Genomic DNA, 23,798 nt, shown 5'->3' with positions numbered 1-23,798 from the left:
GACATCGCGGATGTTGCGTTTTCCGGCTTTATTGATAAACCCGAGTAAATCTGAATCATCGGGAAAAATTATCTATAAAATGTCGGCTACATCGAACACTTGGACCCGCGAAACCGCTCAGGCCATCTATGACCTGCCGCTGATGGATCTTCTGTATCGGGCGCAGACCGTACATCGCGAGAATTTTGACCCCAACAAGGTGCAGATGTCGCGGCTTCTGTCGATCAAGACCGGCGGCTGCGCCGAGGATTGCGCCTATTGCTCGCAATCCGCGCGCAACGGCTCCAAGCTGAGCGCCTCGAAACTGATCGAGGTCGAACGTGTTCTGGCCGAGGCCCGCAAGGCGCGCGAGTCCGGCTCGACCCGGTTTTGCATGGGCGCCGCCTGGCGTGAGCCCAAGGCGCGTGACATGGATGCGCTGGTGGCGATGATTCAGGGCGTCAAGGCGATGGGCATGGAGACCTGCATGACGCTGGGCATGCTGGACGACACCCAGGTGGTGCAGCTGCGCGATGCCGGGCTGGATTATTACAACCACAACATCGACACGTCCGAGCGTTACTACCCCGAGGTCATCACCACCCGCACCTTCGCCGACCGGATCGACACGCTGAACCGCGTGCGCGAGGCGGGTATGAAGGTCTGCTCGGGCGGCATTCTGGGCATGGGCGAAAACGGCGAGGACCGGATCGACATGCTGGTGACGCTGGCCAACCTGCCCGAGGCGCCGGACTCGGTTCCGATCAACATGCTGATGCCGCAGGCTGATACCCCGTTGGCTGACGCCAAGCCGGTCGACCCGATCGATTTCGTGCGCATCATCGCGCTGGCGCGGATCATGATGCCGAAGTCCCACGTTCGTCTGTCCGCTGGCCGCAGCGACATGAGCGACGAGATGCAGGCCATGTGTTTCTTTGCCGGTGCCAACTCGATCTTTGCCGGCGACACGCTGCTGACCGCCGAAAACCCCGAGGAAAGCAAGGACGCGATCCTGTTCGCCAAGCTGGGCATCCAGCCGATGGAGGCGGAGTCCGAGGCCCGCGTGGACGCGGCCGAATGACAGCGACCGCAAGGCTGGGCAATGCGCTGAAGGTGCTGGAATCGCGCCATCGGCTGCGCAGGCTTGCGCCCCGCACGGGGCTTGATTTCGCGTCCAACGACTATCTGGGCCTGGCCGGGTCCGACGTTCTGAAACGCGCGGCGCAGGACGCGCTGGACCGCGGCGTTCCGCTGGGCTCGGGCGGGTCGCGCCTGCTGCGCGGCAACCACCCCGAGCACGAGGCGCTGGAAGCCGAGGCCGCCGCCTTTTTCGGCGCCGAGGCGGCGTTGTACATGGGCGGCGGGTTTCAGGCCAATCAAGCCATTTTTTCGACCCTGCCCGCAGCCGGGGATCTGATCCTGCATGACGAGTTGGTCCATGCCAGCGCGCATGAAGGCATGCGGCTGGGTCGGGCCGAGACCCGTGGCTTTGCGCATAACGACATTTCGGCGGCCCGCGCCGTGCTGGCCGACTGGCGCGCGCAAGGCGGTACGGGCCAGGTCTGGATCGCGGTCGAAAGCGTCTATTCGATGGAGGGCGATCTGGCCCCGTTGACCGCCCTGGCCGAACTGGCCCGAGCCGAGCAGGCGGTGCTGGTGGTGGACGAGGCCCACGCCACGGGCGTCTTCGGCTCGAACGGGCAGGGGCTGGCCCATGGGTTGGACGCCGAGGTGCTTACCCTGCACACCTGCGGCAAGGGGCTGGGCGCCAGTGGCGGGCTGATCTGCGGACCGCGTGAAATGATCGACACACTGATCAACCGGGCACGGCCGTTCATCTTTGCAACGGCCCCATCGCCGTTGGACGCCGCAATCGTGCGGGGCGCGCTGCGGGCCGTCGGACAGGACCCGGGCCTGACTTTGGCCGCGCGCGACCGGATGGCCCATGCCCATGCCGAGGCCGCGCGCCTGTGCGGGTTGACCGGATTTCACAGCCAGATCATGCCCGTCATTGTGAGCGAGGACGCGGCCACGATGGATCGCGCCGTGCGACTGCAACAGAGGGGCTTTGACGTGCGCGGCATCCGCCCACCCACGGTGCCGCGCGGCAGTTCGCGGCTGCGGGTGTCCATCACCGGCAACGTGGGCGCGCAGGACATCACGGCGGTGTTTCAGGCCATCGCCGAACAACAGGCAGGAACCGCATGACCACAGTGATCGTGACCGGAACCGACACCGGTGTCGGCAAGACCGTGTTTTCCGCCGGGCTGACCGCCGCCCTCGGCGCGCAGTACTGGAAGCCGGTGCAGTCGGGGCTTGAGGAGGAAACCGACAGCCAGATCGTGGCGCGCTTGTCCGGCCAACCAGTCCTGCCCGAGACCTATCTGCTGAACCTTCCCGCCTCGCCGCACCTGTCGGCCGAGGCCGAGGGCGTCGAGATCGACCTTGACCGGCTGACCCTGCCGCAGACCGATGGCCCGCTGGTGATCGAAGGGGCAGGGGGCGTCATGGTGCCGCTGACCCGGCAGGCCTATTACCTTGACCTGTTCGCCCGCTGGCAGGCACCCGTGATTCTGGTGGCCCGAACGGCCCTGGGCACGATCAACCACACGACCCTGTCGCTGATGGCGCTGCGCGGGGTCGGTTGCCCGGTGGTTGGCGTTGCCTTCATCGGCGACCCCGAACCCGAGGTCGAACAGACCATCATCCAGATGTCGAAGGTGCCCCACCTGGGACGCCTCGGCCAGATCGAGAGTCTGACACCCGACACCCTGCGCCATGCCTTCGAGGCGATCGACATGGACACGATCCGAGGTGCCCTGTGACCCCGCTGGAATTTGACGCCCGCCACCTGTGGCACCCCTACACGAACGTGGCCGATCCGGGTCCGATGCATCTGATCGACCGGGCCGAAGGCGTGTATCTGTACCGCGAGGATGGGGTGAAGATGATCGACGCCATGTCCTCGTGGTGGTGCGCCATCCATGGGCACCGTCACCCGGCGATCACTGCCGCCATGCAGCAGCAGCTGGACCAGATGCCCCATGTCATGTTCGGCGGTCTGACCCACCGGCCCGCCATTGATCTTGGCCGCAAGATGGTGGCCTTGCTGCCCGAGGGGCTGGACCGGATTTTCTATTGCGACAGCGGCTCGGTCTCGATCGAGGTGGCGATGAAGATGGCGGTGCAGTTCCAGATGGCCCATGGCCGCACCGACAAGGTCGAGTTCGCCACGATCCGCGGTGGCTATCACGGCGACACCTGGAAGGCGATGAGCGTCTGCGACCCCGTCAACGGCATGCACGGGCTGTTCCGCGGCGCGCTGTCGATCCAGCACTTCCTGCCGCGCCCGTCCGTCCGCCTGGGCGATGACTGGCCAGAGGACCCGGCGCAGAACGGGCTCGACGCCTTGGAACAGTTGCTGCGGGACAAGGCGCACAGGCTGGCTGCGCTGGTGCTTGAACCGGTCGTGCAGGGCGCGGGGGGCATGTATTTCTATCACCCCGAATGGTTGCGCCAGGCCAAGGCACTGTGTCAGGCCCACGACGTTCTGGTGATCTTCGATGAAATCGCTACCGGATTCGGCCGCACCGGAGAGCTGTTTGCCACCACCCATGCGGGGGTGACGCCGGACATCATCTGCCTGGGCAAGGCGCTGACGGGGGGGCATATCTCGTTCGCCGCGACCGTGACCACCGAACAGGTGGCCCATGGCATCGGCAACAGCGAGGCCGGCGTGTTCATGCACGGCCCAACCTACATGGCCAATCCACTGGCCTGTGCGGCTGGCATCGCCAGCCTGGGGCTGCTTGAAGACAGCGACTGGCAGTCCCGTGTACGGGCCATCGAGACGCAGATGAAGGCCGAACTGGAACCGGCGCGCAGCCTGCCCGGCGTCGCCGATGTGCGGGTGCTGGGCGCCATAGGCGTGATCGAGATGAAGGACACCGTCGATCCGCGCATCGCCCATCGGCGGGCGCCGGAAACCGGTGTCTGGCTGCGTCCCTTCGCGCGCAACATCTACTGCATGCCGCCCTATGTGATCTCGGGTGACGAGCTGAGCCGGGTGACGGCGGCCATGGTCGAACTGGCGCGAGGCGACGCATGAGGCGGCACTGGCTGACCCGTGACGGCGGAGCGCAGTTGACGCTGGTGTTCGGCGGTTGGGCGCTGGGGCCTGCGCCGTTTGCGCGCCTGACCGGGGCGGCGGATGTTCTGGTGGTGGACGACTATCGCAACCTCGATGACGCGTTGCCCGAAACCGGCGACTATGACACGGTCCGCTTGCTGGCCTATTCCTTCGGGGTCGCGTCGGCCGCGCATTGGCTGGCGGGTCACGGGCTGATGTGCATCCGCAAGGTTGCGGTCAACGGCACGCTGTTTCCTGCAGATGCAGACCGGGGCATCGCGCCCGAGACGGTGGCGGCCACGGCCGATGGCCTGAGCGCGGCTAGCTTTGCCCGGTTCTGCCGCCGCGCCGGGCTGGAAGGCCCCGCGCCCGGGATCGATTTTGCCGCCGCGGCCGAGGAACTGCGGGCCATCGCGGCGCGCGGACCTGCGCCCGATCCCGGGTTCGACCGGGTCTGGATCTCCGCTTCGGACCGCATCGTTCCGACGGCTGCGCAGGAAATGGCCTGGGGCCAATCGGACACCGTGCGCCGCATCCCTGGCCCGCACCAGCCTTTCGCGGCGGGGCAGACCTGGGCGGAGTGGTTCGCATGAACGCCATGCCCACCGACCGCATCCGGCGCAGTTTCAGCCGCAGCTTCGGCAGCTATCACTGCGCCGCTGGCCCGCAGGCCCGGATCGCCCGCGCATTGGCGCAGCGGCTGGTCGATCTCGGGGCGCCCAGCCATTTTGGCACCCTGTTCGAAATCGGCTGCGGCACCGGCCATCTGACCGAGGCGCTGCACCAGCAGTTTTCGTTCACCCGGTCCACGCTCAACGACCTGATGGCCGAGGCCCAGGAAACTGCGCGGCGATGGGGCGCGGATTTCCTGCAAGGCGATATCCGAAATGTGACATGGCCCGCGCGGCCCGACCTGATCGCCTCGGCCTCGACGGTCCAATGGCTGGATGATCCGGCGGCCGTGGTCCGCCGCGCCATGCATCAGGTCGCACCCGGTGGCTGGGTGGCCATTTCGGGATTCGGCCCCGACCAGTACGCCGAGCTTTCCGCGCTGGGGTCGGCGGCCCGCGCGCCCGGCTTGCGCGCCCCCGATGATCTGGCCGCAGGCATCGGCCCCGATGTTGAAATCCTTGACCTGTGGCAGGACCGGCAACCGCTGTGGTTCGACACGCCTTTGGACGTGCTGCGCCACCTGCGTCAGACCGGGGTGAACGGCCGCGCGGCGCAGGTCTGGACCCGCGCCGATCTGACCGACTTCAGCACGCGCTATCGCGCCGCGTTTTCCGGCCCCGAAGGCGTGCGCCTGACCTATCACCCCGTCTGGATCATTGCCCGCAAACCCGCCTAGGGGCCAACCGGTCGCATCCGGCCCCTCTACACCTGCCCGAAAACTGGTGATAGGCCTGTGCCCAGGGGAGGATCGGCGTGGACATATCCGAACAGCGCATCAAAGAGATGACCACCGCAGGGCTGAACCTGATTGGTCAGGCCCTGTCGATCTATGACGACCAGTTGCGCCTTGTGGTCAGCAACAAGCGTTTTCAGGAAATGTTCGACCTGCCCGAACGCCTGGTGCAGCCGGGCGCGCTGTTCAGCGACACGATCCATTTTCTGGCCAGCCGGGGCGAATACGGTCACGACCAATCGGTCGAGGATCTGGTCAGTGTCCGGGTCGAACAGGCCTTGGCGTTCGAGCCGCACTACATGGAACGCGTGCGCCCCAACGGGCAGGTGATCTCGATCGAGGGCGCGCCGCTGCCCACCGGTGGCTGGGTCGCCGTCTATACCGACATCACCAGCACCAAACGGGTCGAAGAACTGCTGCGCAGCCGGTCCGAGGAGCTGTCGGACCAGTTGCTGAGCCATGCCGAAGAGCTTTCGGCCACCAACCGGCAACTGGCCGCCACGATCAGCGCGCTGGAAGAGGCCAAGCGCCAGCTGACCGAGATCGAAGCGCGCACCCGCATGACCACCGAGATGATGCCCGCACACATCGCCCATCTGGATGCCGAGGGGCGGTATGATTATTCCAACCGGCGGCTCAGTTCGGTCCTGCCGGGGCGGCCGTCGGACATCCTGGGTCTGCACATCTCGCAGGCCCTCGGCGCGCATGCTTACGAGCGGGTCCGGCCGCATCTGAAACAGGCCTATGACGGGCAGGCCTCGGTGTTCGAATTCACCGAGGATCAGGATTCGCGCCGTATCCGTGTCTCGTTCACGCCCGATGGCACGGGCGGCGTCTATATCATGTCGGTGGACATCACCGAGGAAACGCAGGCCCGCGTGGCCCTGCAGCAGACCCGACGCCGGGCGATGGCCGCGCAGATGACCAGTGGGCTGGCGCATGATTTCTCGAACCTGCTGACCATCATCCTGGGGATGCAGGCCAAGCTGGAAAAGATGGACCTGCCCGAAGACGCCGCCGAGCTTGTCGCGGCAACCCAGCAGACCGCGCGGCGCGGCGGGCAGCTGCTGAACCGCATCGCCGACATGACCGGTAACCGCACCCCGCAGCCGCAGGCCACCGACATGCGCGGCCTGCTCGAGGATCTGCGGGTGCTGGCTTCGCCTTCGCTCCCGCGTGGGGTGGGGCTGTCGGTGGTCAACACCCTGCCCGACGAGGCGCTGATGCTGGACCCGGGCATGGTTCAGGACGCGTTGCTGAATCTGGTGCTGAACGCCCGCGACGCCTGCGGCAGCAGCGGTCAGATCACCATCAGTGCCCACGCGATCGGCCGGATCTGGGTGGAAATCACCGTATCCGATACCGGTCCGGGGTTTTCGCCGGATGCGCTGGACAAGGCGCTGAACCCGTTTTTCACCACCAAGGGCAGCAAGGGGTCGGGGCTGGGCCTGCCGATGGTTTATGACACGGTGAAGCTTGCAGGCGGAGACCTGCAACTGCGCAACACGCCCTCGGGCGCATCCGTAATGCTGCGGCTGCCCTACCGGCCCGCGCCGCCCGTTCAGTCGGGCTTGGCGCTGCTAGTCGAGGACAGCGACGATCTGCGCCACCAGTTCCGCGACATGCTGGTCGATCTGGGGCTGTCGGTAATCGAGGCGACCTCGGCGGATGAGGCCCTGGTTCTGGCCAACAGCTTGGACGACATATCGGTGATCCTGTCGGACATCCGGCTGGAGGGCGCTGCCACCGGCATTGATCTGATCGAACGACTTGCTCTACCACTTCCGGTGATCCTGATGACCTCGTTGCCCTATGATGATCCGCTGCACCGTCAGGCTCTTGCCAAGGCGCCGGTCCTGCGCAAACCCTTCACCCGCGCGCAATTGTCCGCGCTGATCCGAACCGAGGCCGCTACATGACGCAACCCCTGGTGACCATTCTGGACGACGAACCCGAAATCCGCCGGATTCTGACTGAGGCGCTGGAAGATGCCGGGTTTAGAACGCAGAGCTTTGCCCGCGCCCGTGAATTCGAAGCGTCTCTCAAACGGGTCACGCCGGATGTCTGCCTTGTGGACCTGTCGCTGCCCGACACCGACGGGCTGGCGCTGGTGCATCGGCTGGCGCTCGAACAGGGGGCGGCGGTCATCATCATCTCGGGGCGGGCACAGGTGCAGGACCGGGTGACGGGGCTGGAATTGGGGGCTGATGACTACATCACCAAACCCTTTGACCCGGCTGAGGTGGTGGCCCGCATCCGGGCCCGTCTGCGCGCGCCCAAGGCGCAGCAACACCACTCGGACGTGGCCCGGTTCAACGGCTGGACTGCCTATTTTGATCGCTATGTGCTGGAGTCCGATACCGGCACTGAAACGCCGTTCAGCCATGCCGAAGGCGAAGTGTTGCGGTTGTTCCTGGAAAGTCCCAAACGCCTGATCAGCCGTGCGCAGATGCAGGAAACATTGGGTGGCGCGGCCGGTGAAAGCTTTGACAGGGCGATGGACGTGCGTATTTCCCGCCTGCGCACGAAGCTCGGCGAAGACCCAAAAAACCCGCGCCTTATCAAGACGATATACGGCGCGGGGTATATCTTTCTGGGGGATGTCGCATGGGATTGACCAATTCCGCGGGCTGGAATTGACCTACGCGACGCCGAACCAAACTACTGGTGAAGCGCTCCTGTTTCTTAGGCTGCCTCTGGAAATCCAGCTGAAGTGACCTTAACTTCTGCCGGCTGCACTTTTTCGGTGCAGTGTTGAAGCGCGTAGTTATGGCAGCTTGCAAACTCTGCGCTGACGCGCAAGAAAGCGTCAGCTTGATTTGGAGACCCTTATGATCAGGAAAACCTGGGCCAAGTGGCGATCCGGCCATATCGGTCGGCTGGTGGGCGACAGCTTGCGGGCGCAAGGCAAGAAATATGCGGTTGCCATGTTTGCCATGATGATCGTTGCCGCGACCACCGCAGGGACGGCTTGGATGATGGAAAACATCGTCGATGCCATGACTTCGCCTGACATGCGGTCTCAGGTTCATATCATCGCGTCAGCCGTAATCGTGCTGTTCTTGGTCAAGGCGCTGGCTTCTTACGTCCAGTCCGTGTTTCTGGCTCGCGCCGGCAACCGCATCATCGCCGAGCAACAGGAGAAGTTGTACAAAAAACTGCTTCGGCGTGGAGTGGATTTCTTTTCCAAAAGCGAGTCTTCGGACCTTCTGATGCGTGTGACCCGGGGCGCGGGTGCAGCGCGAACGCTGGTCGACGTGATCGTGACCACGTTCGTTCGGGATGCGCTGACACTCGTGGGCCTCATCTTTGTGATGGTCTATCAGCAGCCTGTGCTTTCGGCGTTGTTTTTCATCGTTGGGCCGGTTGCGCTGCTGAGTGTGCGCTATCTTTTGAAAAGCGTCCGCGCGATCATGCAATCCGAGTTGAGGTCTGTTTCCGAGATCATCCGCGTTCTGCAAGAAACATCCTCAGGGATTAAAATCATCAAGGTTTTCGCACTGGAAGACCGAATGACCGAGCGGATGACCGCAGCCGTGCGCAGCGTCGAAAAGCGATCGAACGAAATTGCCAAGCTGCAGTCCATTGCCAGCCCGATGATGGAATTCCTTGCCGGAGTTGCCGTTGCCGGCGTGTTGGTCGTCAGCACCATGGGAATTGCCGGGACTGAACCGCCGACCGCGGGTCAGCTGATGTCCTTTATCACGGCGCTTCTGATGGCCTATGAACCGGCCAAGCGGCTGTCCCGGATGCGGGTGACCATTGAGTCCACGTTGGTTCCGATCGAGATGATGTTCGAACTGCTGGATCAGGAAGACCCAATGCGCGAAAGTCCGCAACCGCAAGAGCTGCGGTCCGGTCCGGGCGAGGTACGCCTGCGGAACGTCACCTTTGGCTACAGCGGCGGCATGCCTGTGATCAATGGAATGAACCTGACCTTCGAGGCCGGAAAGACAACCGCTTTGGTGGGGCAGTCGGGTGGAGGCAAGTCGACCATCTTCGGGCTCATCATGCGGTTCTACGATCCTGACCAAGGCTACGTCGAGATCGACGGACAGAATTTGCAGGATGTCAGCTTTGCCTCATTGCGGCGCAAGATTTCTTATGTTGGCCAGGATACGTTTTTGTTCTCCGCGACGGTCATGGAAAACCTGCGATATGCCCGTCCCGATGCGACCGAGGACGAGATTCGCGATGCGGCCAAAGCCGCGCATGCGCATGATTTTATCATGTCGCTGCCCAAGGGATACGACACCGAAGTCGGTGAGAACGGTGCGTTTCTGTCTGGAGGACAGAAACAGCGTCTGGCAATTGCCCGCGCCATTCTTCGGAAGGCTGAAATTCTGCTGCTCGACGAAGCCACCAGCGCGTTGGATGCTGAGTCCGAGGCACTGGTGAAGCAGGCTTTGGATAAGCTGACGGAGAACGTGACCACGATCGTCATTGCTCACCGGCTGTCGACCGTGCTTGAGGCAGACAAGATCATGGTTGTCCAGGATGGTCAGGTGATCGAACAGGGCAAGTTGGATGAGTTGATGGAACAGAATGGTAGCTTCCGCCGCCTGTTCGATCAGCAATTCAAGACACCGGCTGCGTGATCAATCCCGTAAAGCCTGGTTTTTTACCTTGAGAACAGGCTGGATGAGATAGTCGAGAACGGTCTTCCTGCCGGCCAGAATGTCAACTTGTGCGATCATTCCCGGAATGATCTCTACCGCCAGTCCATCGGCGTCCAACAAGGTGCCGCTGGTTCGGATCTCGACCACGAAGACTTCCTCGTGCTGCCGCTCTGACCGTGTAATCGTATCCGCGCCGATGCGAACAATTTCGCCGTCCAGCGCGCCGTATCTGGCAAAATCGTAAGCGGTGATCTTGACCTTCACCTGCTGACCCGCACGCAGGAACGCGATGTCGTCAGGACGGACATAGGCTTCGACCAGAAGGTTGTCGTCCAACGGAACGATTTCGACCAGATCCTCGCCGCTGCGGGCCAAGCCGCCCAAGGTCGTGCGGTGGATTCGGTTGACGATGCCCCTGACTGGCGCACGAACCTGCGCGCGCGCCGCGCGGTTCTCCAACGCGGGCAGGGTGGGCTCAAGCGCCGCAAGCTGCGCAGTGGCAATGGCAAGATCGGTCAGTGCCGCGCTGCGAAACCGGCTTTTGGTGGCCGTGATGCGGTCATCGATTTCACTCAGCCCGGTTTCCAGACGGCTTGCAGCGGCCTCGGCCCTTACCTTGCGGCCCTTCCATTCCGCCTCGCTGCGTCGCAGGGCTAGCAGAGTTGTCGCAGGCTCCATCTTGCGGCGGACCAGCGGCTCCATCAAAGCGCGCTCTTCGGACAGGACCTTGAGTGTTTCTTCCGCAGTGACCCGGTCCACCAACCCCTCTTCCAATTCGCGCTGCTTCTGCTCACGTTGGCGTTCCAGAATGGCGATCTCGTCGGCCAATTCCGATTTTCGGCCGAGATACAGAGCCGTTTCCGAGCGAACGACGTCCGGTGCTTGTTGAACAAGCTCGGGCTCGAACCGCAAATCGGATCCGTCAATTTCGGCCTGCAACCGCTTAATACGCGCCCGTAGTCCCAATGCCCGTTGCCGCTCGGTGTCCAGCTCGCTGCCGATTTGCGTTGCGTCCAATTCCAGCAGCAAAGCGTTCTTGTCGACGATCTGACCCTCTTGAACATGAACAGCCTGAAGAACCCCAGGTTCGGTTGCTTCGATCACCTGAACGTCGCCTGACGGTACGACGCGACCGTCCGCGCGGACCACGTCGTCCAGTTCGGTGACGAAAGCCCATGCGCCGGCGGTCAACATGCAGCCCATTATGGCCAGCAGCAATACCGAGCCGCGAAACCCCGAGCCGCCGTTCATCTCGCGGGCCAATCTTGCAAGGTCAGGATGCCGCGACATTCATGTGCCTCCGCGCGTCTTTGGCTCGGTTGGTGAGAACTGACTTGACGGCGTCAACGCCCACTTTGCCGTTTTCGATCACGATGACCCGGTCGACCAGTTCCAGCAGACTTGCCCGATGGGTAACGATGACCATAGTCGTATCCGCAGCCGCTGCTTTCAGCCGCTGAATGATGTTCGCCTCGTTCGCGAGATCCATCGCGCTGGTGGGTTCGTCCAGCAACAGGACGGGCGGCTGCCCGATCAATGCCCGGGCTAGGGCGATCGTCTGACGTTGCCCGCCCGAGAGCCCCTCACCACGTTCGGCCAGCATCAAATCGTACCCGCTGGGATGCCGCGATACAAAGTCTTCAACGCCCGAAATACGTCCGGCCCGGATCAGATCTTCGTCGCGCGGGCGGACGGCGCCGGCCGCGATGTTTTCGCGGACCGAGCCCGAAAACAGCCAAACATCCTGTAGGACCGACCCAATGTTGCGCCGAAGGTCCCCCGGATCAATCTGGCGGATGTCAATCCCATCCAAAAGAACCGAACCGACACGGGGTTGATACAATCCCAGAAGCAGTCTTGCGATGGTGCTTTTTCCTGATCCGATCCGCCCGAGAATCGCAACTTTCTCCCCCGGTTTGATGTCGAAGGACACGCCTTTCAGTGTGTCCTCATCCTGGTCTGGGTAGGCGAAATACACGTTGTTGAACGTGATACGCCCTTTGAAGTTGGAGCGGCTGATCCAGGTGCGACCCGATGGCCGCTCGCTGTCGGCTTGCATCATTGCGTCAAGGTTCCGGTAAGCACTGCGCGCCTGGTTGAACCGGGTCAGGGTTTGTGACAGCTGACCAAGGGGTGCCAAAGCCCGTCCAGTCAGCATCACTGAGGCGACCAAAGCGCCCATGCTGGTTAGGCCGTCCGCTATCAGAAAAACACCATAAAACACGATCAGAACCTGGGCCGCCTGTTGCGTGAAACCGGTCAGATTCAATGCGAATTGAGTGATGGCACGCGACCGAACACTGTTGCCGGATTGTCGTTCGATCGCCTCTTCCCAGCGTCGCCGCATCGTACCGTCCGCAGTTGTCGTCTTGATCGTTTCCAGACCGGCCAGAGTTTCGATCAGCACGGATTGCTTTGACTGGCCATCAAAAAAACTGCGTTCCGCCAAGCGGGACAAAAGCGGCTGAATGGCGAGCCCGGCGATCAGCACGATTGGTACGGCGAGAGCTGGGATCAGAACCAGCGGCCCGCCGACCATGTAGATCGTAAGCAAAAACAAACCGATGAAAGGCAAATCAACCACCATGACCAACGTAGCCGATGTGAAGAACTCGCGGAGCGTTTCGAACTCACGCACCGTGTTCGCCATGGCGCCGGTTGATCCGGTTCGGGACTTCATCTGGATATTCAGAAGTTGATCGAAAACACGCCGGCCCATCAACATGTCGGCATTCCGACCTGCCCTGTCGATGAAACTGGCGCGCAGGATCTTCAGCACAAAATCAAAAAACAGTGCGATGCCGACACCGATGGTCAGGGCGACCAGGGACTCGACGGCTTCATTTGGCAGAACCCGGTCATAGACGGTCATGATGAAAACCGAGGTTGAAAGCCCCAGGATATTCGTCAAAGCCGCGGCCAGAGCAACCTGCAAGTACGACCAACGATTGGCCACAAGCGCTGATCGGAACCAGTGACGGCTCGGCTGGCTTGGGTTGTTTTTGATTTCCTCGGAGTATGCTCGACGAAACAACATCGCATAGCCGGAATAGACGGCGTCGAGCTGGCATTCATCCATCTCACCAATGCTGTCTCCAAGCTCTGGGTCGTGGATCAACAGACGGCCAGACTTCGAACGGCCATGGTAAACCACGGCCCGATGGTCCTCGAGCAACAGTATCGCCGGTGCGAGGCTGGGATCAAACTCCGACAGCCGGCGCGGCCCGAAGCCCGCCTGCAATCCATGGTCATGGGCCAGTGCGATCGCGTCCTGCACCTTCAACCCACCAGAGACCGAGGATTGGGCTGCCAAAAGGCTGGCTTTGGTCAATGGCCGGTCAAGCTCTGCCGCCACATGCAGCAGACATGCCTCAAAGTTGGTGAGGGGCAGGGATGTAGGAGGCTGGCTGCGTTGGGTCATGGTCTGTTGCCCCATGTTCTGAACTGGATGCCCAGCAGATCAATGATGTCGCCCGTAAGGCTGAGCGCGGCGTAGTTCGTTAGGAAGAAATTCTGCTCCGCCAGGATCAGGCGCTCCTGTGCGTTCACATAATCGCGCTGCGCGTCCAGGATTTCGACTAAGCTGCTGCGCCCGATGTGGAATTGCTCTTGAGTGGCGGCAACGCTGTCGGCATTTGCGGCAACTGCGATGCGGGCCTCGCGCAGACGCTGGGCGCCGGCCTTTTGGTCGGATCGAATGAAACCTAGCTCGCGCTGGATTTCCCGAACAAGAACCTCGCGGGCAAATTCTGCTTGTTTGACGTGCGCTTCGGCGGCGGCAATTGCCGCCCGCCGTTGACCGGTGCTGTCCAGCTCGTAGTTGACCGACAGGTCTACGCCGAAATTCGCGTCGCTGCTGTCGTCCTGGTTGGCAAAGGCCGAAACCCTCACGTCCGGCTGACGCCGCGCGATTGCGGCAGAGCGGTCTGCCTTTGCCGCCAGAACCGCCGCGTCTGCGCGTCGAACCTGCGGGCTGTCCATCACGATGACGGCGTCGCTTCTCGACAGGTTGGGCGCTGGGACAGGGGGATCCAGTTTGCCCGGCGGGGCCCCAAAAATTTCCTGGAATCGCGCATTGGCGCGATCAGCCTGAGCCCGGGAATCCGCCAACTTGGTCCTGGCATCCGCGACCCGAGAACGCGCCGTCAGGACATCGGCAGCGGAGCCGGCCCCTTGCGCGGCGCGGTCGGAGATCTGTTTCTCGATCTCCTCATGGCGGCGGACGTTTTCCCACGCGATTTCAACGATTTTCCGACGGTCGATGACCAACACATAGGATTCAATTGCGGCAAGGGCCGTCGCGGCTGCGGTTTGAAGCTGATCGCCACGGCTTACGAGCACACGGGCCCGCGCCGCTGCCAAGTCGCCGGCGGCAGCTCCCCCGTCGTATACAAGCTGAGAAACCCGCAGATATGGCGATACATTCGCAATATCCGAGTCCACCCGTTCCGATCGGGCATTCACACCAAGTGATACCTGCGGAAGAAAGGCTCCTTCTGCCGCGTCCATATCGGCAAAGGCGGCGTCAACGCCGGTCCCGCTTTGCGCGAGGTTCGGGCTGGTTTCCACCGCGCGCCGTATTCTCTGGCCAAATGAACTGCGAGTCAGATGGCCCGACGGCTTAGTCGCTCCGGCGCCCGTTGATCCTTCTGAAAAAGCCATCTCAACCGGAGCAAGATCCGGGACCGGCTCACAAGCCGCAGTGAGCAGAGCCACCAAACCGACCAGCAGAGGCAAGACGAGTCGATCAGAGGTAGGCATATTTGGCCTCCACGTCCGACAAGTCTCGTTCCCTGGCAATGGCATCCAAGAACCCCACAAGGTCGGATTCCCTGCTGTTGGAGGGACTGCTGACCACGTTGGGAGAACGCCTCTGGCAATGGTGCATCCAACGAAGATGGTTGAGCGAGACTTGATGAGCGAAAATCAACTGCATCGCACCGCTTGATTGCAGAACTGCTATCTGCGCCGGCCCAAGCTGGTTGAAGCGTCGAAAGTCCACGCTCATCCAACCGTCGGGCAACTCCGCATCCTGAAAACGGGTCAATTCGACGAATAGGCCCAATTCCCTCATTAGCGCGCAGGCACGTCGGGTTACGTTGCGATCAGCCAGAAAGCTCTTGAAGAAGGCCTTCAGGGTTTCCAGTTCAGAGGAGATCGAGCCGTCCTTTGCGAAGAACGGGCTGCCGGATTGGTCACAGGACACGAGTCCGGTGGATTCGTCTACGACTAGCTTGCCTGAAGCGGCACACGGTTCCGCTTCACCACCGACCAGTTCGATTGAAAACGGATGGCATCTCAGCAAGGAGGGAACATAGGTGGCCCGCCAGCGTCCTTGGTCCGAAACGAATGGTGTTTCCGAAGAAGCTGCGGTCGCCAGAATAGCATGAGGTGATACTCCGCCCCCCGAGGATCGAAAAGCAATTGGAAAAGAGGCGGCGGCTTCTGAGACTTCCGCACTTACGATCTCGCACTCCAATCTGCAGCCCGCGAAATCGTAGGATGTAAATCTGTGCCACGAGCGATCGGAATGCCTGTCGAAAGTGACGGGTACTGGGCCGTTCTGTGCCATTGATGTCTCCGCTGGTCCGTTAGGAAGGGCCGGGGCGACCCCACCTTTTCATGTTTGTCAGGATCAACTTGACGCGCCGGTCGGATCGGTATGCAGAATGTTGTCGCTGCTCAGACCACTCAGATCACCTAGGCCGTCAAACTGCGCGACCGCGCTGACCGTGGCGGAGGTTGGGGCGGAATAGTCCACCTTGACCAGCACACTGTCAGTTCCATCGCAGGCCAGTAGATAGATCTCATCTCCGGCGTGAGCCCCGGTAAGCGTTTCGGCGGCGGCTTCCAGAGTACCGGTTGTCAGATCGGTGAGTGTGGTTGTCAGCCCTACAAACCCTGTGTTGGTCGCGATCATGTCGCCAATCGCCAGTGTTTCGACACCTGTTCCATCACCGCGAAGCGATGAGACATCCAACCCGCTGAACATAATGGCGTCGGCCATGTCGGCTTTGGGCCCCAGGGTGAAACCCGTTACGATGTCGGTGCCGTTCGCCGTCGGGTCCGCTTCGAAAACGATGAGATCTCGGCCAGCGCCGGACAGATCGATCACATCGTCACCGTCGCCACCGCGGATGACATCGTCGATACCAGTGGCCGCCAATGTGTCCGCGCCGTCTGTTCCCAATACCCAATGGGTGGCGCCGCCGTCGGGCGTGTTGATCGTCAACTCGATCGGCTTCGTCGGGTCCAGCACCGTCATCGTGAACGTAACGATAGGCTGGGTCAGGTCGCTGACGCTTGTCGCGGCGCCGGCAAAACCGAGTTCCGCCGCCCCGTTCGGGTTTGCCAGAAACAGATCAAAATCGGTGCTTTCGACCTCGGATCCCGTGTCATAGGTCACGACCGCAGGGTCAAAACCCAAGTTGGCCGTGAAAGCCAACCCACTGGATATGTCCCGGTCCGCCTCGGCATGAATTTCGAAGGTTATCGTCGACCCACTGCGACCTGCCTCTGAGATGAAATAGGCCGCTGGAACGTGAGCTGTCGCTTGGTCTGTCGCAGGTAGGGGGTTCGGTCCTACGGCAACCGTCGCTGAAACCGAAAAATCCAAAAGGTCGCCCGCCGTCGTACCTGCAAATGATGTCGCAGGTACGTTCAGGCTCCACGTGCCGTTGGCCGCAACCGTGGCTGTTCCAACAGAGACCGAGTTCTGCATCACCTCAACGGTTTGTCCCGCGGTGAGGCCTATGGATGAACCACTGACGGTCAGGCCGCTGGATTGGGCGTCACTCAGCGAAACCGCGTCGTTGGTTCCGACCTCATTCAAGGTCAGGATGGGTCGGAAGTCCGTGGTCACCGAGTTCGTTGCTTGAGAAGCGGGGTTGCCAGCCATGTCCGAAACCGATGCGGTGATAGAATAGGTTGTTCCGTCAGAAAGCGCGTTCAGATCAGCTTTAGGAATGGTGGTCGACCAGACCCCACCCGAAGCGGTGGCAGTATAGGTCTGCCCGTTCAGCCCGACAGTAATGCTTTGCCCATCTTCGGCTGTCGTTGTCCCCGATACTGTCAGGTTGCTGTCCTTTTCGGTGACGTCCAGCACGGATCCGGTTTCCAGCGGGTTCATTGAGATGGTAGGCGCGCTGAAATCGGTATTGAACCCAGTCGAAGTCGTCCGTGTATTTCCGGCCGCGTCGCTGACTGACGCGGAAACCGTGTAGGATTCGGCATCTTGCAGGCCGCTCAGGTCGAGGGGTGAAGCGGTGTAGGTCCACGCGCCACTCGTTACTGTAGCGGTGCCTGAGACATCCACAGTCCCATCCGCTCGTTGAACTTGGATCGAGACGACCGTTCCATCAGGCGCGTCGGAAATGCCGGAGACCGTCATTCCGCCGGATTGCTCTGCCAGGTTCATGGTGCCCCCGGCCGATACCGTCGAGATTGACAGGGCGGGGGCCGTAAAGTCCGTGTCGAAGCTGCCAGTGGCCTGTGCGGCCGGGTTCCCAGCAAGGTCCGAAACATCGGCGGTCACGGTGACGGTGGCACCGTCGGAGAGGCCGACCAGATCGGCTGTGGGAATGCTGACACTCCAGTTGCCACCTGAAACGGTGGCGCCGTAGGTTTGACCGTTCATTCCAATGGTCACGACCTGGCCGTCTTCGGCGGTCGTCGTTCCGGATATGCTGAGGTCGGTTCCCTGTTCGACCGCGTTCATGACCGCGCCGTCCGAAAACGTGTCGATGCTTATCGTTGGGGCGGTCGCGTCTTTGGAAACTCCTGCACTCGCCTGTGGGGCCACGAGGCCATCGGCATCCGTCACGTCGGCGGTGATGGTGAAAGTTGCGCCGTCGGCCAGGGCAATCAAATCCGCGTTCGGCACGGTCACGCTCCACGTCCCTCCGGACACAGGGCCCGTGTAGGTCTGACCGTCCAAAGTTACCGTGACTGTCTGGCCATCGGTTACATTCCCGGTTGTGCCGCTGATCGTCAGATCTGCTCCGGCTTCGGCCGCGTTCAAGACCGCACCGACGGGCAGAGGCGAAATAGAGATAGACGGTCCGCTCAGGTCCACGGGCACCGAAACCGCAGCAGGCGTGGCCGGGTTTCCGGCGGCATCGCTGATCGTGGCACTGATGTTGATGGGGCTACCGGTGACCAGAACGCCGAGGTCGGCTGTGGGAACTGTCACACTCCAAACACCGCCTGAAGCGGTTCCGCTGTAGGTCTGGCCATTGAAAGTCAGCACAACCGGTTGGCCATCTTCGCCGGTCGTCGTGCCGGTAATCGTCAGGTCCGATCCGACGTCCACAAGGTCGATCTGGCCGCCTGCGACAGGGTCTATTGTTATGGCTGGGGCGAAAAAGTCAGTATCAAAGCTGTTGGTGGCTTGAGCCGCGGGATTGCCTGCGCGATCCACCACATCAGCGGTCACATTGACGGTCGCACCATCGGGCAGAGACGCCAGATCGGCGGCCGGAACCGTGACGCTCCAAGTGCCGCCGGACACCGTTGCGGTATAGATCTGACCGTTCAACCCCACAGTCACCATCTGACCATTTTCCGCATCGGTCGTACCACGGATTTCCAGATCGGACCCGCGCTCGGCCGCATTCATGACCGCCCCGTGGGAAAATCCTGTTATCGCGATGGCCGGAGCGATGGTGTCGATGTTGAACGTGGCTGTTTCGACAGCGATCTCACCTCCGGCTCCATCCAGGTGCCGGATCGTCACGGATGCGACCCCCTGAGGCAACCCTGCCGCCTCGATTTGGCTCAGCGAAACGCTCCAACTGCCGTCCGGCCCCGCTGATACGGTTTTGGTGACCGACCCGATGGTTACTTCGACCGAAACGGTGCCATCAGGTGCTGACGCCTTGGCGGTGGTGCTGTTCAGCGAATTTCCCTGCAACTGGGATAGGTTCAGGCTGGACGGGCTCGGCGACTCCGCGGGTGTCGCGGCATCTTCGCCGCCACCGCCGCCAGCGGCGGCCGCGCCGGCCAGACCCAAACCACCCAGCACCGCGCCTGCGGCTCCCATACCGCCACCACCAGCTGCCGCTGCTCCGGCGGCTTCAGCGGCCACTGCAAGCTGCGCGACTTCAACGGCCACGTCTTCGGCAATCATGATTGACCCGTTTTCCAGAACGTGCACGTTTTCCGCGGAAACCAGGACTGTGCGACCGTCCAATAGCTTCAGTTGAACGTCGCCGTTGAGCAGCAGTTTGACCGACTGGACACCGGGCAGGACATCGGCAAACTGAAATGTGCTCAACTCCTCCTCAGTGGCTTGGGCCAGCGCGGGCAAGGCCAGAAGGGCAGAGGCCAAACCACCGCCGACTCCCGATCCGGCCCATCGGCGCAGACGCGCTTTGACCCATTTGCGGACATGCTTCTCATGCCCTGCATCTGGTGAGTCCTTCTGGATGGAGACTTCGTGCGAAACAGGTTTCATCGTCATCATGTCCTCACAATCGGTGGCCGCGGATACCCGCGCGACAAGACCGAAGAAGCCAAGTTCTGTTCTTCTTTCCTGCTGCCGAGTTATTCATGCGGTCGGACCTTGAAAAATTGAGTTAATCTGGAGCCGAATTCCTCGTTTTCACCACAATTTCGTTCTCGTCTTTGCCTTGGCACCGCGTCACCCTCGAAAGGACTGCCAGCGATGGCATTGGGGGTGATCTGAGTTGATGCTTCAGTTCGAAAGAGTGGTTGCAACGGGGAGTCCGGCGCTCGATTCAGGTATCGGCGATACGGCTTTAAAAACGTTTAACGGTGTTACGTATCTGTACAGCACGACCCGGGCTGGCGGCGGCATCGTGGTCTGGCAGCTTGTGGATGGTGGGGCTCTGCAATTCCACGACGATCAATATTTCAGCGGCACCATATCGTTGCAGGTCGGCAGCCTTGGTGCTCTGGTCGCATTGGGCGCAAGCGATCTGTTGGCACTGGACGTCGATAACGCAACAGGCCTTGTCGGATACGTGTTGAATACGGATGGCACGATCGGGGCGCTGCAAGAAACGGCGGCGATTCCCGGAGGCGGTGATGTCACAGCATTGGTCCAATACTCGGTGGGTGCGGTCGACTACCTGACGGTGGCCCATCAGGACAGCGGGCTCATCGGCACCTACGTGGTGAACTCGAATGGTGCACTCAGTCATGTCGGCTCGGTCGCGGGCAATGCCGGGACGATGCAGACTGCGGCGGTGAGCAGCAACCAGTATGTCGTCACTGCCAATGCCACCGACAATGCGATCCGGGTGTTCAACGCCGATCAGGGAAGCGGGACGCTGATCGAAGTTGACAACACGACAACCCAAACGCTTGGGATCAGTTCTCCGACAGCGTTGGAAACCGTTGATGCGTATGGACACACGTGGGTTCTAGTAGCCGGGTCCAGCAGCAACTCCATCAGTGTGATGGAGCTGCGCGCAGACGGAACACTGGTTCCAAAGGATCATGCGTTGGACACGTTGGGTACCCGTTTTGGCGCAGTTCAGGACATGAAGGTCGTCGAGGTGGATGGACGCGTCTTTGCCATCGCCGGCGGCGGAGATGACGGGGTGACCCTGCTGACGATGACCCCTGATGGCAAGCTGATCTACCTGGACAGCTTTGCGGATACGCTGGATAGCGGTCTTCAGAATGTTGAGACCATCGAGGTGGCTCATGTTGGGGACGACCTTCAGATCTTTGTGGCATCGCAGCAGGATGCAGGGCTAACCCAGCTGACAGTGTCTTTGGACTCCTTGGGCAATGTCATCGAGGGGAATGGATTCGTAACCGGAACCGCTCAGGACGACATGCTGAGCGCCGGCGTTTTAGACACTGATTTGCAGGGCGGTGCCGGTGACGACATTCTGATTGCCGGTCGCAGTGAAACCACCATGCAGGGCGGTTCCGGCGCGGACATCTTCGTTATGCGGTTCGGCAGTGGATTGACGACGATCACGGATTTCGAGGCCGGAACCGATCGGTTGGATCTGTTTGACTACCCGATGTTGCGCAACCCCGGGCAGCTGACCGTGACGTCAACGGCACAAGGGGCTCGGATTGAGTTCATGGATGAAACCGTCGAGTTATTTTCGACCGACGGCGGCACACTCACCAGCGCCGAAATTTTCGGGTCCGGTTTCGAGGGGCCGGATCATATCCCTGTTGACTTTGGCGTGCTTGCGGGGCCCGAGGCCTCGGCCGGTGTGACGGGTCCAATCACGGTAGAGTCTTCCGGTTCGAACCCCGCGCTGAGCGATGCTGAGATCGTCTTCACGCCAGTTGGAAACAGCCCGATATCGGTACAGGCCGACGATCAGGGCCAATTCGATCTTGATTTGCCATCAGGTTCGTTGTCGGGTCACGTGGACATCATCAAATCGTATTCCCATGCCAGCGGAGAGATCACGGCCCTGGATGCGCTACAGGTTTTGCGGATAGCGGTCGGTTTGGGACCAACCTGGGGACCCGCAGCCCCCGAAAACCTGATCGCGGCCGATATCACCCGGGATGGCACCGTCAATGCACTGGATGCCCTGGCGATCCTGCAGGTTGCCGTTGGGTTGCCCACCGCACACGAGCCGGAATGGGTTTATCTGGATCAGAACGCCGATCTTTCCTCAATCACGCCCACGAATGTCGACTATCAAACCGGCGCTGCGGTTACCGCCCTGGATGGGATGTTCAGTGTGGACATGACGTCGATCCTGCTTGGGAATCTCGAGGCGGTGTGAACTGGCTATTCGCGGAACGCAAAAGGTATCGTGCTTCCGCGCAGACGTAGGCTAATCTTAGCAGAACAGCCTAGCCCGGTTTTTTAGAGATTGCCCAATGGCTACCAAGCAGATGCGGCATTTCCAACCAAAATCCGGCGCACAGGCGATGGTTCGTTCGTCACGCCTCGTGGCTGCGGAAGATCCGTGTGGTCGAGAAATAGCGCTCCAACTCCTCGATACGCTCCTTGCTTTCTTCCCAGCGCGCCTCCTGAACCTCCGCAATCAAGGTTTCCGAAATGAGTTGAAGGGCGATCGTCGAATCCCAGCTTGATGGAGCTTCGACCAGAGCGTGAAAGGTATAGTTGGCCGATTTGCCGATGGGCGATCCCCATTGGTCGGTGAACAGCACGACGGTCACCCCGCGATCGGACGCAACTTGCGCCAGCTTTTCCAGATGCGCCTCGTAGCGGCGGATGTCGAAGATGACCAGAACCGAGCTTTCGTCCATGTCCAGCAGGTATTGCGGCCATACGTTGGCCGAGTTGCCCAACATCGTCACGTTGGGCCGGATGATCTGCATGTGGTTGAACAGATAGTCGGCGTTCGATCGGGTGATCCGACCGCCGACGACATACAAATGGCGCTCGGTATTGGCCAGCAACTGGGCCACCGCGTCGAACATCGACTTGTCCAACCGCTCCAGTGTGTGTCGCATGTTGGTCCAGACGGCTTGGGCAAAACGCGTGATCGGATGCTCGGTTTCATCATCCACGATCCAGGCGTCGCGCTTCGAGATCGGCTTTTGGATCTGTGCCGCAACTTCTTCACGCAGCGCCTCCTGCAGCGCCGGGAACCCATCGAAACCCAGTTTTCTCGCCATGCGAATGACCGTCGGGGTGGACACTTGGGCCGCCGCGGCCAGCTTGGTGATCGATTGCAGCCCACCCATCGGATAATCCTGCAACAGGACCGATCCCAGCTGCCGTTCCGAGCGGGTCAGGCCTTCAAGTTCGTCCTGAATGCGTTGTTTGACCGTTTTGGCGACAGAGGCCATCGGCGCCCTCGTATTATTCAATTTGCTACAGGATATGAGTGATTGTAATTTTGTCTACAGAAATTTTCTTGACAGGCCCAAGGCCGCTGTAACAAATGCTACGCATGCAGTCCAAGACCGAGTCATCCCTGTTATCCCCGCTGGAAGCGCCCGCCGCACGTGTGTTGAACGCGCGTGGCGTGGCACGCGCGGTTCTGGTGTGCGAACACGCAAGCCGGTTCATACCTGCGGCATTGGATGGGCTGGGGTTGGACGACGTGGCGGCCCGTTCACACGCCGCCTGGGATATCGGGGCTCTGGAGGTTGCGGTTGAACTGGCCGGCGCCCTGGATGCGCCTCTCGTACACTCGCGGGTCAGTCGGCTGGTCTATGACTGCAATCGTCCGCCCGAACGGGAAGACTCGATGCCGCCGCGTAGCGAGGTGTTTGCTGTGCCCGGCAATCAGGGTCTGACGGCGGAACAGCGTGCCCAGCGAGTTCGCGACATTTATGAACCGTTCCGGTGTATCTTGTCGCAAACGCTGGACCGCCGCCCAGAACCGCCTGTCCTGATTACGATCCACAGTTTCACACCAATCTACAACGGCAAGACCCGGGCGGTCGAACTGGGGATATTGCATGACTCTGATGACCGTGCGGCTCAGGTCATGCTGAACCATGCAGCGCATTGCGGGCTGAGAGTGGCGTTGAACGAACCCTATTCGCCAGAGGATGGTGTCACGCACACCCTGCGCGAGCACGGTATCGCGCGGGGCTTGCCCAACGTGATGATCGAGATCCGCAATGATCTGATCGACACGCCGACCGGGGTCAATCGGATCGTGGGGCTATTGACGCCAATACTGGCCGCCACGGTCGAAACCTTTTCCGACGCAGGGCAGAACACATGAGGACAGGGGTG

General features: G+C 61.3%; 17 protein-coding genes. 11 read left to right on the top strand and 6 right to left on the bottom strand.

Features of this window, described 5'->3' with window-relative positions:
* Positions 1–79: 79 nt before the first annotated feature.
* The 9 genes from bioB (at position 80) to ACR0NY_RS13860 (ending at position 10,111) form a co-directional block, all read left to right on the top strand.
* Positions 80–1,060, top strand: coding sequence for a biotin synthase BioB (gene bioB / locus ACR0NY_RS13900; RefSeq protein ID WP_170341916.1), 981 nt, complete (start codon positions 80–82; stop codon positions 1,058–1,060).
* The gene (locus ACR0NY_RS13895; RefSeq protein WP_170369377.1) at positions 1,057–2,187 is read left to right on the top strand and encodes an 8-amino-7-oxononanoate synthase; all 1,131 of its coding nucleotides are present in this window, start codon (positions 1,057–1,059) and stop codon (positions 2,185–2,187) included. The genes bioB and ACR0NY_RS13895 overlap by 4 nt, the downstream gene beginning before the upstream one ends.
* Positions 2,184–2,804 carry a dethiobiotin synthase gene (gene bioD / locus ACR0NY_RS13890; protein ID WP_170341920.1) on the top strand — a complete coding sequence of 207 codons (621 nt, stop codon included), beginning with the start codon at positions 2,184–2,186 and terminating at the stop codon, positions 2,802–2,804. Before ACR0NY_RS13895 ends, bioD begins: the two co-directional genes overlap by 4 nt.
* Positions 2,801–4,087, top strand: coding sequence for an adenosylmethionine--8-amino-7-oxononanoate transaminase (gene bioA / locus ACR0NY_RS13885; protein ID WP_170341922.1), 1,287 nt, complete (start codon positions 2,801–2,803; stop codon positions 4,085–4,087). The genes bioD and bioA overlap by 4 nt, the downstream gene beginning before the upstream one ends.
* Complete coding sequence (locus ACR0NY_RS13880; protein WP_170341925.1) at positions 4,084–4,701, top strand: pimeloyl-ACP methyl esterase BioG family protein; 618 nt, start codon at positions 4,084–4,086, stop codon at positions 4,699–4,701. The genes bioA and ACR0NY_RS13880 overlap by 4 nt, the downstream gene beginning before the upstream one ends.
* Entirely contained in the window at positions 4,698–5,456 is a 759-nt protein-coding gene (locus ACR0NY_RS13875) for a methyltransferase domain-containing protein (protein ID WP_170341927.1), read from the top strand. The genes ACR0NY_RS13880 and ACR0NY_RS13875 overlap by 4 nt, the downstream gene beginning before the upstream one ends.
* 77 nt (positions 5,457–5,533) lie before the next feature.
* Entirely contained in the window at positions 5,534–7,432 is a 1,899-nt protein-coding gene (locus ACR0NY_RS13870; RefSeq protein ID WP_170341929.1) for a PAS-domain containing protein, read from the top strand.
* Positions 7,429–8,130: a response regulator transcription factor gene (locus tag ACR0NY_RS13865; protein ID WP_170341931.1), complete on the top strand. Its 702-nt coding sequence runs from the start codon at positions 7,429–7,431 to the stop codon at positions 8,128–8,130. Before ACR0NY_RS13870 ends, ACR0NY_RS13865 begins: the two co-directional genes overlap by 4 nt.
* 214 nt (positions 8,131–8,344) lie before the next feature.
* Entirely contained in the window at positions 8,345–10,111 is a 1,767-nt protein-coding gene (locus ACR0NY_RS13860; RefSeq protein WP_170341933.1) for an ABC transporter ATP-binding protein, read from the top strand.
* On the opposite strand, the gene ACR0NY_RS13855 is transcribed toward ACR0NY_RS13860, so the two are convergent.
* The 5 genes from ACR0NY_RS13855 to ACR0NY_RS13835 form a co-directional block, all read right to left on the bottom strand.
* Entirely contained in the window at positions 10,112–11,422 is a 1,311-nt protein-coding gene (locus tag ACR0NY_RS13855; RefSeq protein WP_170369376.1) for an HlyD family type I secretion periplasmic adaptor subunit, read from the bottom strand.
* Positions 11,406–13,553 (bottom strand): type I secretion system permease/ATPase, encoded by a 2,148-nt coding sequence (locus ACR0NY_RS13850; RefSeq protein WP_170369374.1) that lies wholly within the window; start codon positions 13,551–13,553, stop codon positions 11,406–11,408. The genes ACR0NY_RS13855 and ACR0NY_RS13850 overlap by 17 nt, the downstream gene beginning before the upstream one ends.
* Complete coding sequence (locus ACR0NY_RS13845; protein WP_170369372.1) at positions 13,550–14,701, bottom strand: TolC family protein; 1,152 nt, start codon at positions 14,699–14,701, stop codon at positions 13,550–13,552. The genes ACR0NY_RS13850 and ACR0NY_RS13845 overlap by 4 nt, the downstream gene beginning before the upstream one ends.
* Positions 14,702–14,879: 178 nt before the next feature.
* On the bottom strand, positions 14,880–15,704 hold the full coding sequence (locus ACR0NY_RS13840; protein ID WP_170369370.1) for a SapC family protein: 825 nt from the start codon (positions 15,702–15,704) through the stop codon (positions 14,880–14,882).
* Between the two features lie 63 nt (positions 15,705–15,767).
* Positions 15,768–19,592 carry an Ig-like domain-containing protein gene (locus ACR0NY_RS13835; protein WP_480771288.1) on the bottom strand — a complete coding sequence of 1,275 codons (3,825 nt, stop codon included), beginning with the start codon at positions 19,590–19,592 and terminating at the stop codon, positions 15,768–15,770.
* A 229-nt stretch (positions 19,593–19,821) separates the two neighbouring features.
* Between ACR0NY_RS13835 and ACR0NY_RS13830 the strand changes: the two genes are divergently transcribed.
* On the top strand, positions 19,822–21,861 hold the full coding sequence (locus ACR0NY_RS13830) for a dockerin type I domain-containing protein (protein ID WP_254432957.1): 2,040 nt from the start codon (positions 19,822–19,824) through the stop codon (positions 21,859–21,861).
* A 160-nt stretch (positions 21,862–22,021) separates the two neighbouring features.
* Here ACR0NY_RS13830 and ACR0NY_RS13825 read toward each other — a convergent pair whose 3' ends face one another.
* Positions 22,022–22,897, bottom strand: coding sequence for a MurR/RpiR family transcriptional regulator (locus ACR0NY_RS13825; RefSeq protein ID WP_170341384.1), 876 nt, complete (start codon positions 22,895–22,897; stop codon positions 22,022–22,024).
* A 104-nt stretch (positions 22,898–23,001) separates the two neighbouring features.
* Here ACR0NY_RS13825 and ACR0NY_RS13820 point away from each other — a divergent pair, with 104 nt between their 5' ends.
* Entirely contained in the window at positions 23,002–23,787 is a 786-nt protein-coding gene (locus ACR0NY_RS13820) for an N-formylglutamate amidohydrolase (RefSeq protein WP_170369602.1), read from the top strand.
* The last annotated feature ends 11 nt before the right edge of the window (positions 23,788–23,798 follow it).

The organism is Ruegeria sp. BJ5, assembly GCF_056537865.1.
This window is presented reverse-complemented; position numbering and strand designations above follow the sequence as displayed.

Bases quoted from the DNA above. Each gene is read 5' to 3' on its own strand.
- bioB (WP_170341916.1), top strand. From the start codon at position 80: ATGTCGGCTACATCGAACACTTGGACCCGCGAAACCGCTCAGGCCATC.
- ACR0NY_RS13895 (WP_170369377.1), top strand. From the start codon at position 1,057: ATGACAGCGACCGCAAGGCTGGGCAATGCGCTGAAGGTGCTGGAATCG.
- bioD (WP_170341920.1), top strand. From the start codon at position 2,184: ATGACCACAGTGATCGTGACCGGAACCGACACCGGTGTCGGCAAGACC.
- ACR0NY_RS13880 (WP_170341925.1), top strand. From the start codon at position 4,084: ATGAGGCGGCACTGGCTGACCCGTGACGGCGGAGCGCAGTTGACGCTG.
- ACR0NY_RS13875 (WP_170341927.1), top strand. From the start codon at position 4,698: ATGAACGCCATGCCCACCGACCGCATCCGGCGCAGTTTCAGCCGCAGC.
- ACR0NY_RS13865 (WP_170341931.1), top strand. From the start codon at position 7,429: ATGACGCAACCCCTGGTGACCATTCTGGACGACGAACCCGAAATCCGC.
- ACR0NY_RS13860 (WP_170341933.1), top strand. From the start codon at position 8,345: ATGATCAGGAAAACCTGGGCCAAGTGGCGATCCGGCCATATCGGTCGG.
- ACR0NY_RS13855 (WP_170369376.1), bottom strand. From the start codon at position 11,422: ATGTCGCGGCATCCTGACCTTGCAAGATTGGCCCGCGAGATGAACGGC.
- ACR0NY_RS13850 (WP_170369374.1), bottom strand. From the start codon at position 13,553: ATGACCCAACGCAGCCAGCCTCCTACATCCCTGCCCCTCACCAACTTT.
- ACR0NY_RS13840 (WP_170369370.1), bottom strand. From the start codon at position 15,704: ATGGCACAGAACGGCCCAGTACCCGTCACTTTCGACAGGCATTCCGAT.
- ACR0NY_RS13835 (WP_480771288.1), bottom strand. From the start codon at position 19,592: ATGACGATGAAACCTGTTTCGCACGAAGTCTCCATCCAGAAGGACTCA.
- ACR0NY_RS13830 (WP_254432957.1), top strand. From the start codon at position 19,822: ATGCTTCAGTTCGAAAGAGTGGTTGCAACGGGGAGTCCGGCGCTCGAT.
- ACR0NY_RS13825 (WP_170341384.1), bottom strand. From the start codon at position 22,897: ATGGCCTCTGTCGCCAAAACGGTCAAACAACGCATTCAGGACGAACTT.
- ACR0NY_RS13820 (WP_170369602.1), top strand. From the start codon at position 23,002: ATGCAGTCCAAGACCGAGTCATCCCTGTTATCCCCGCTGGAAGCGCCC.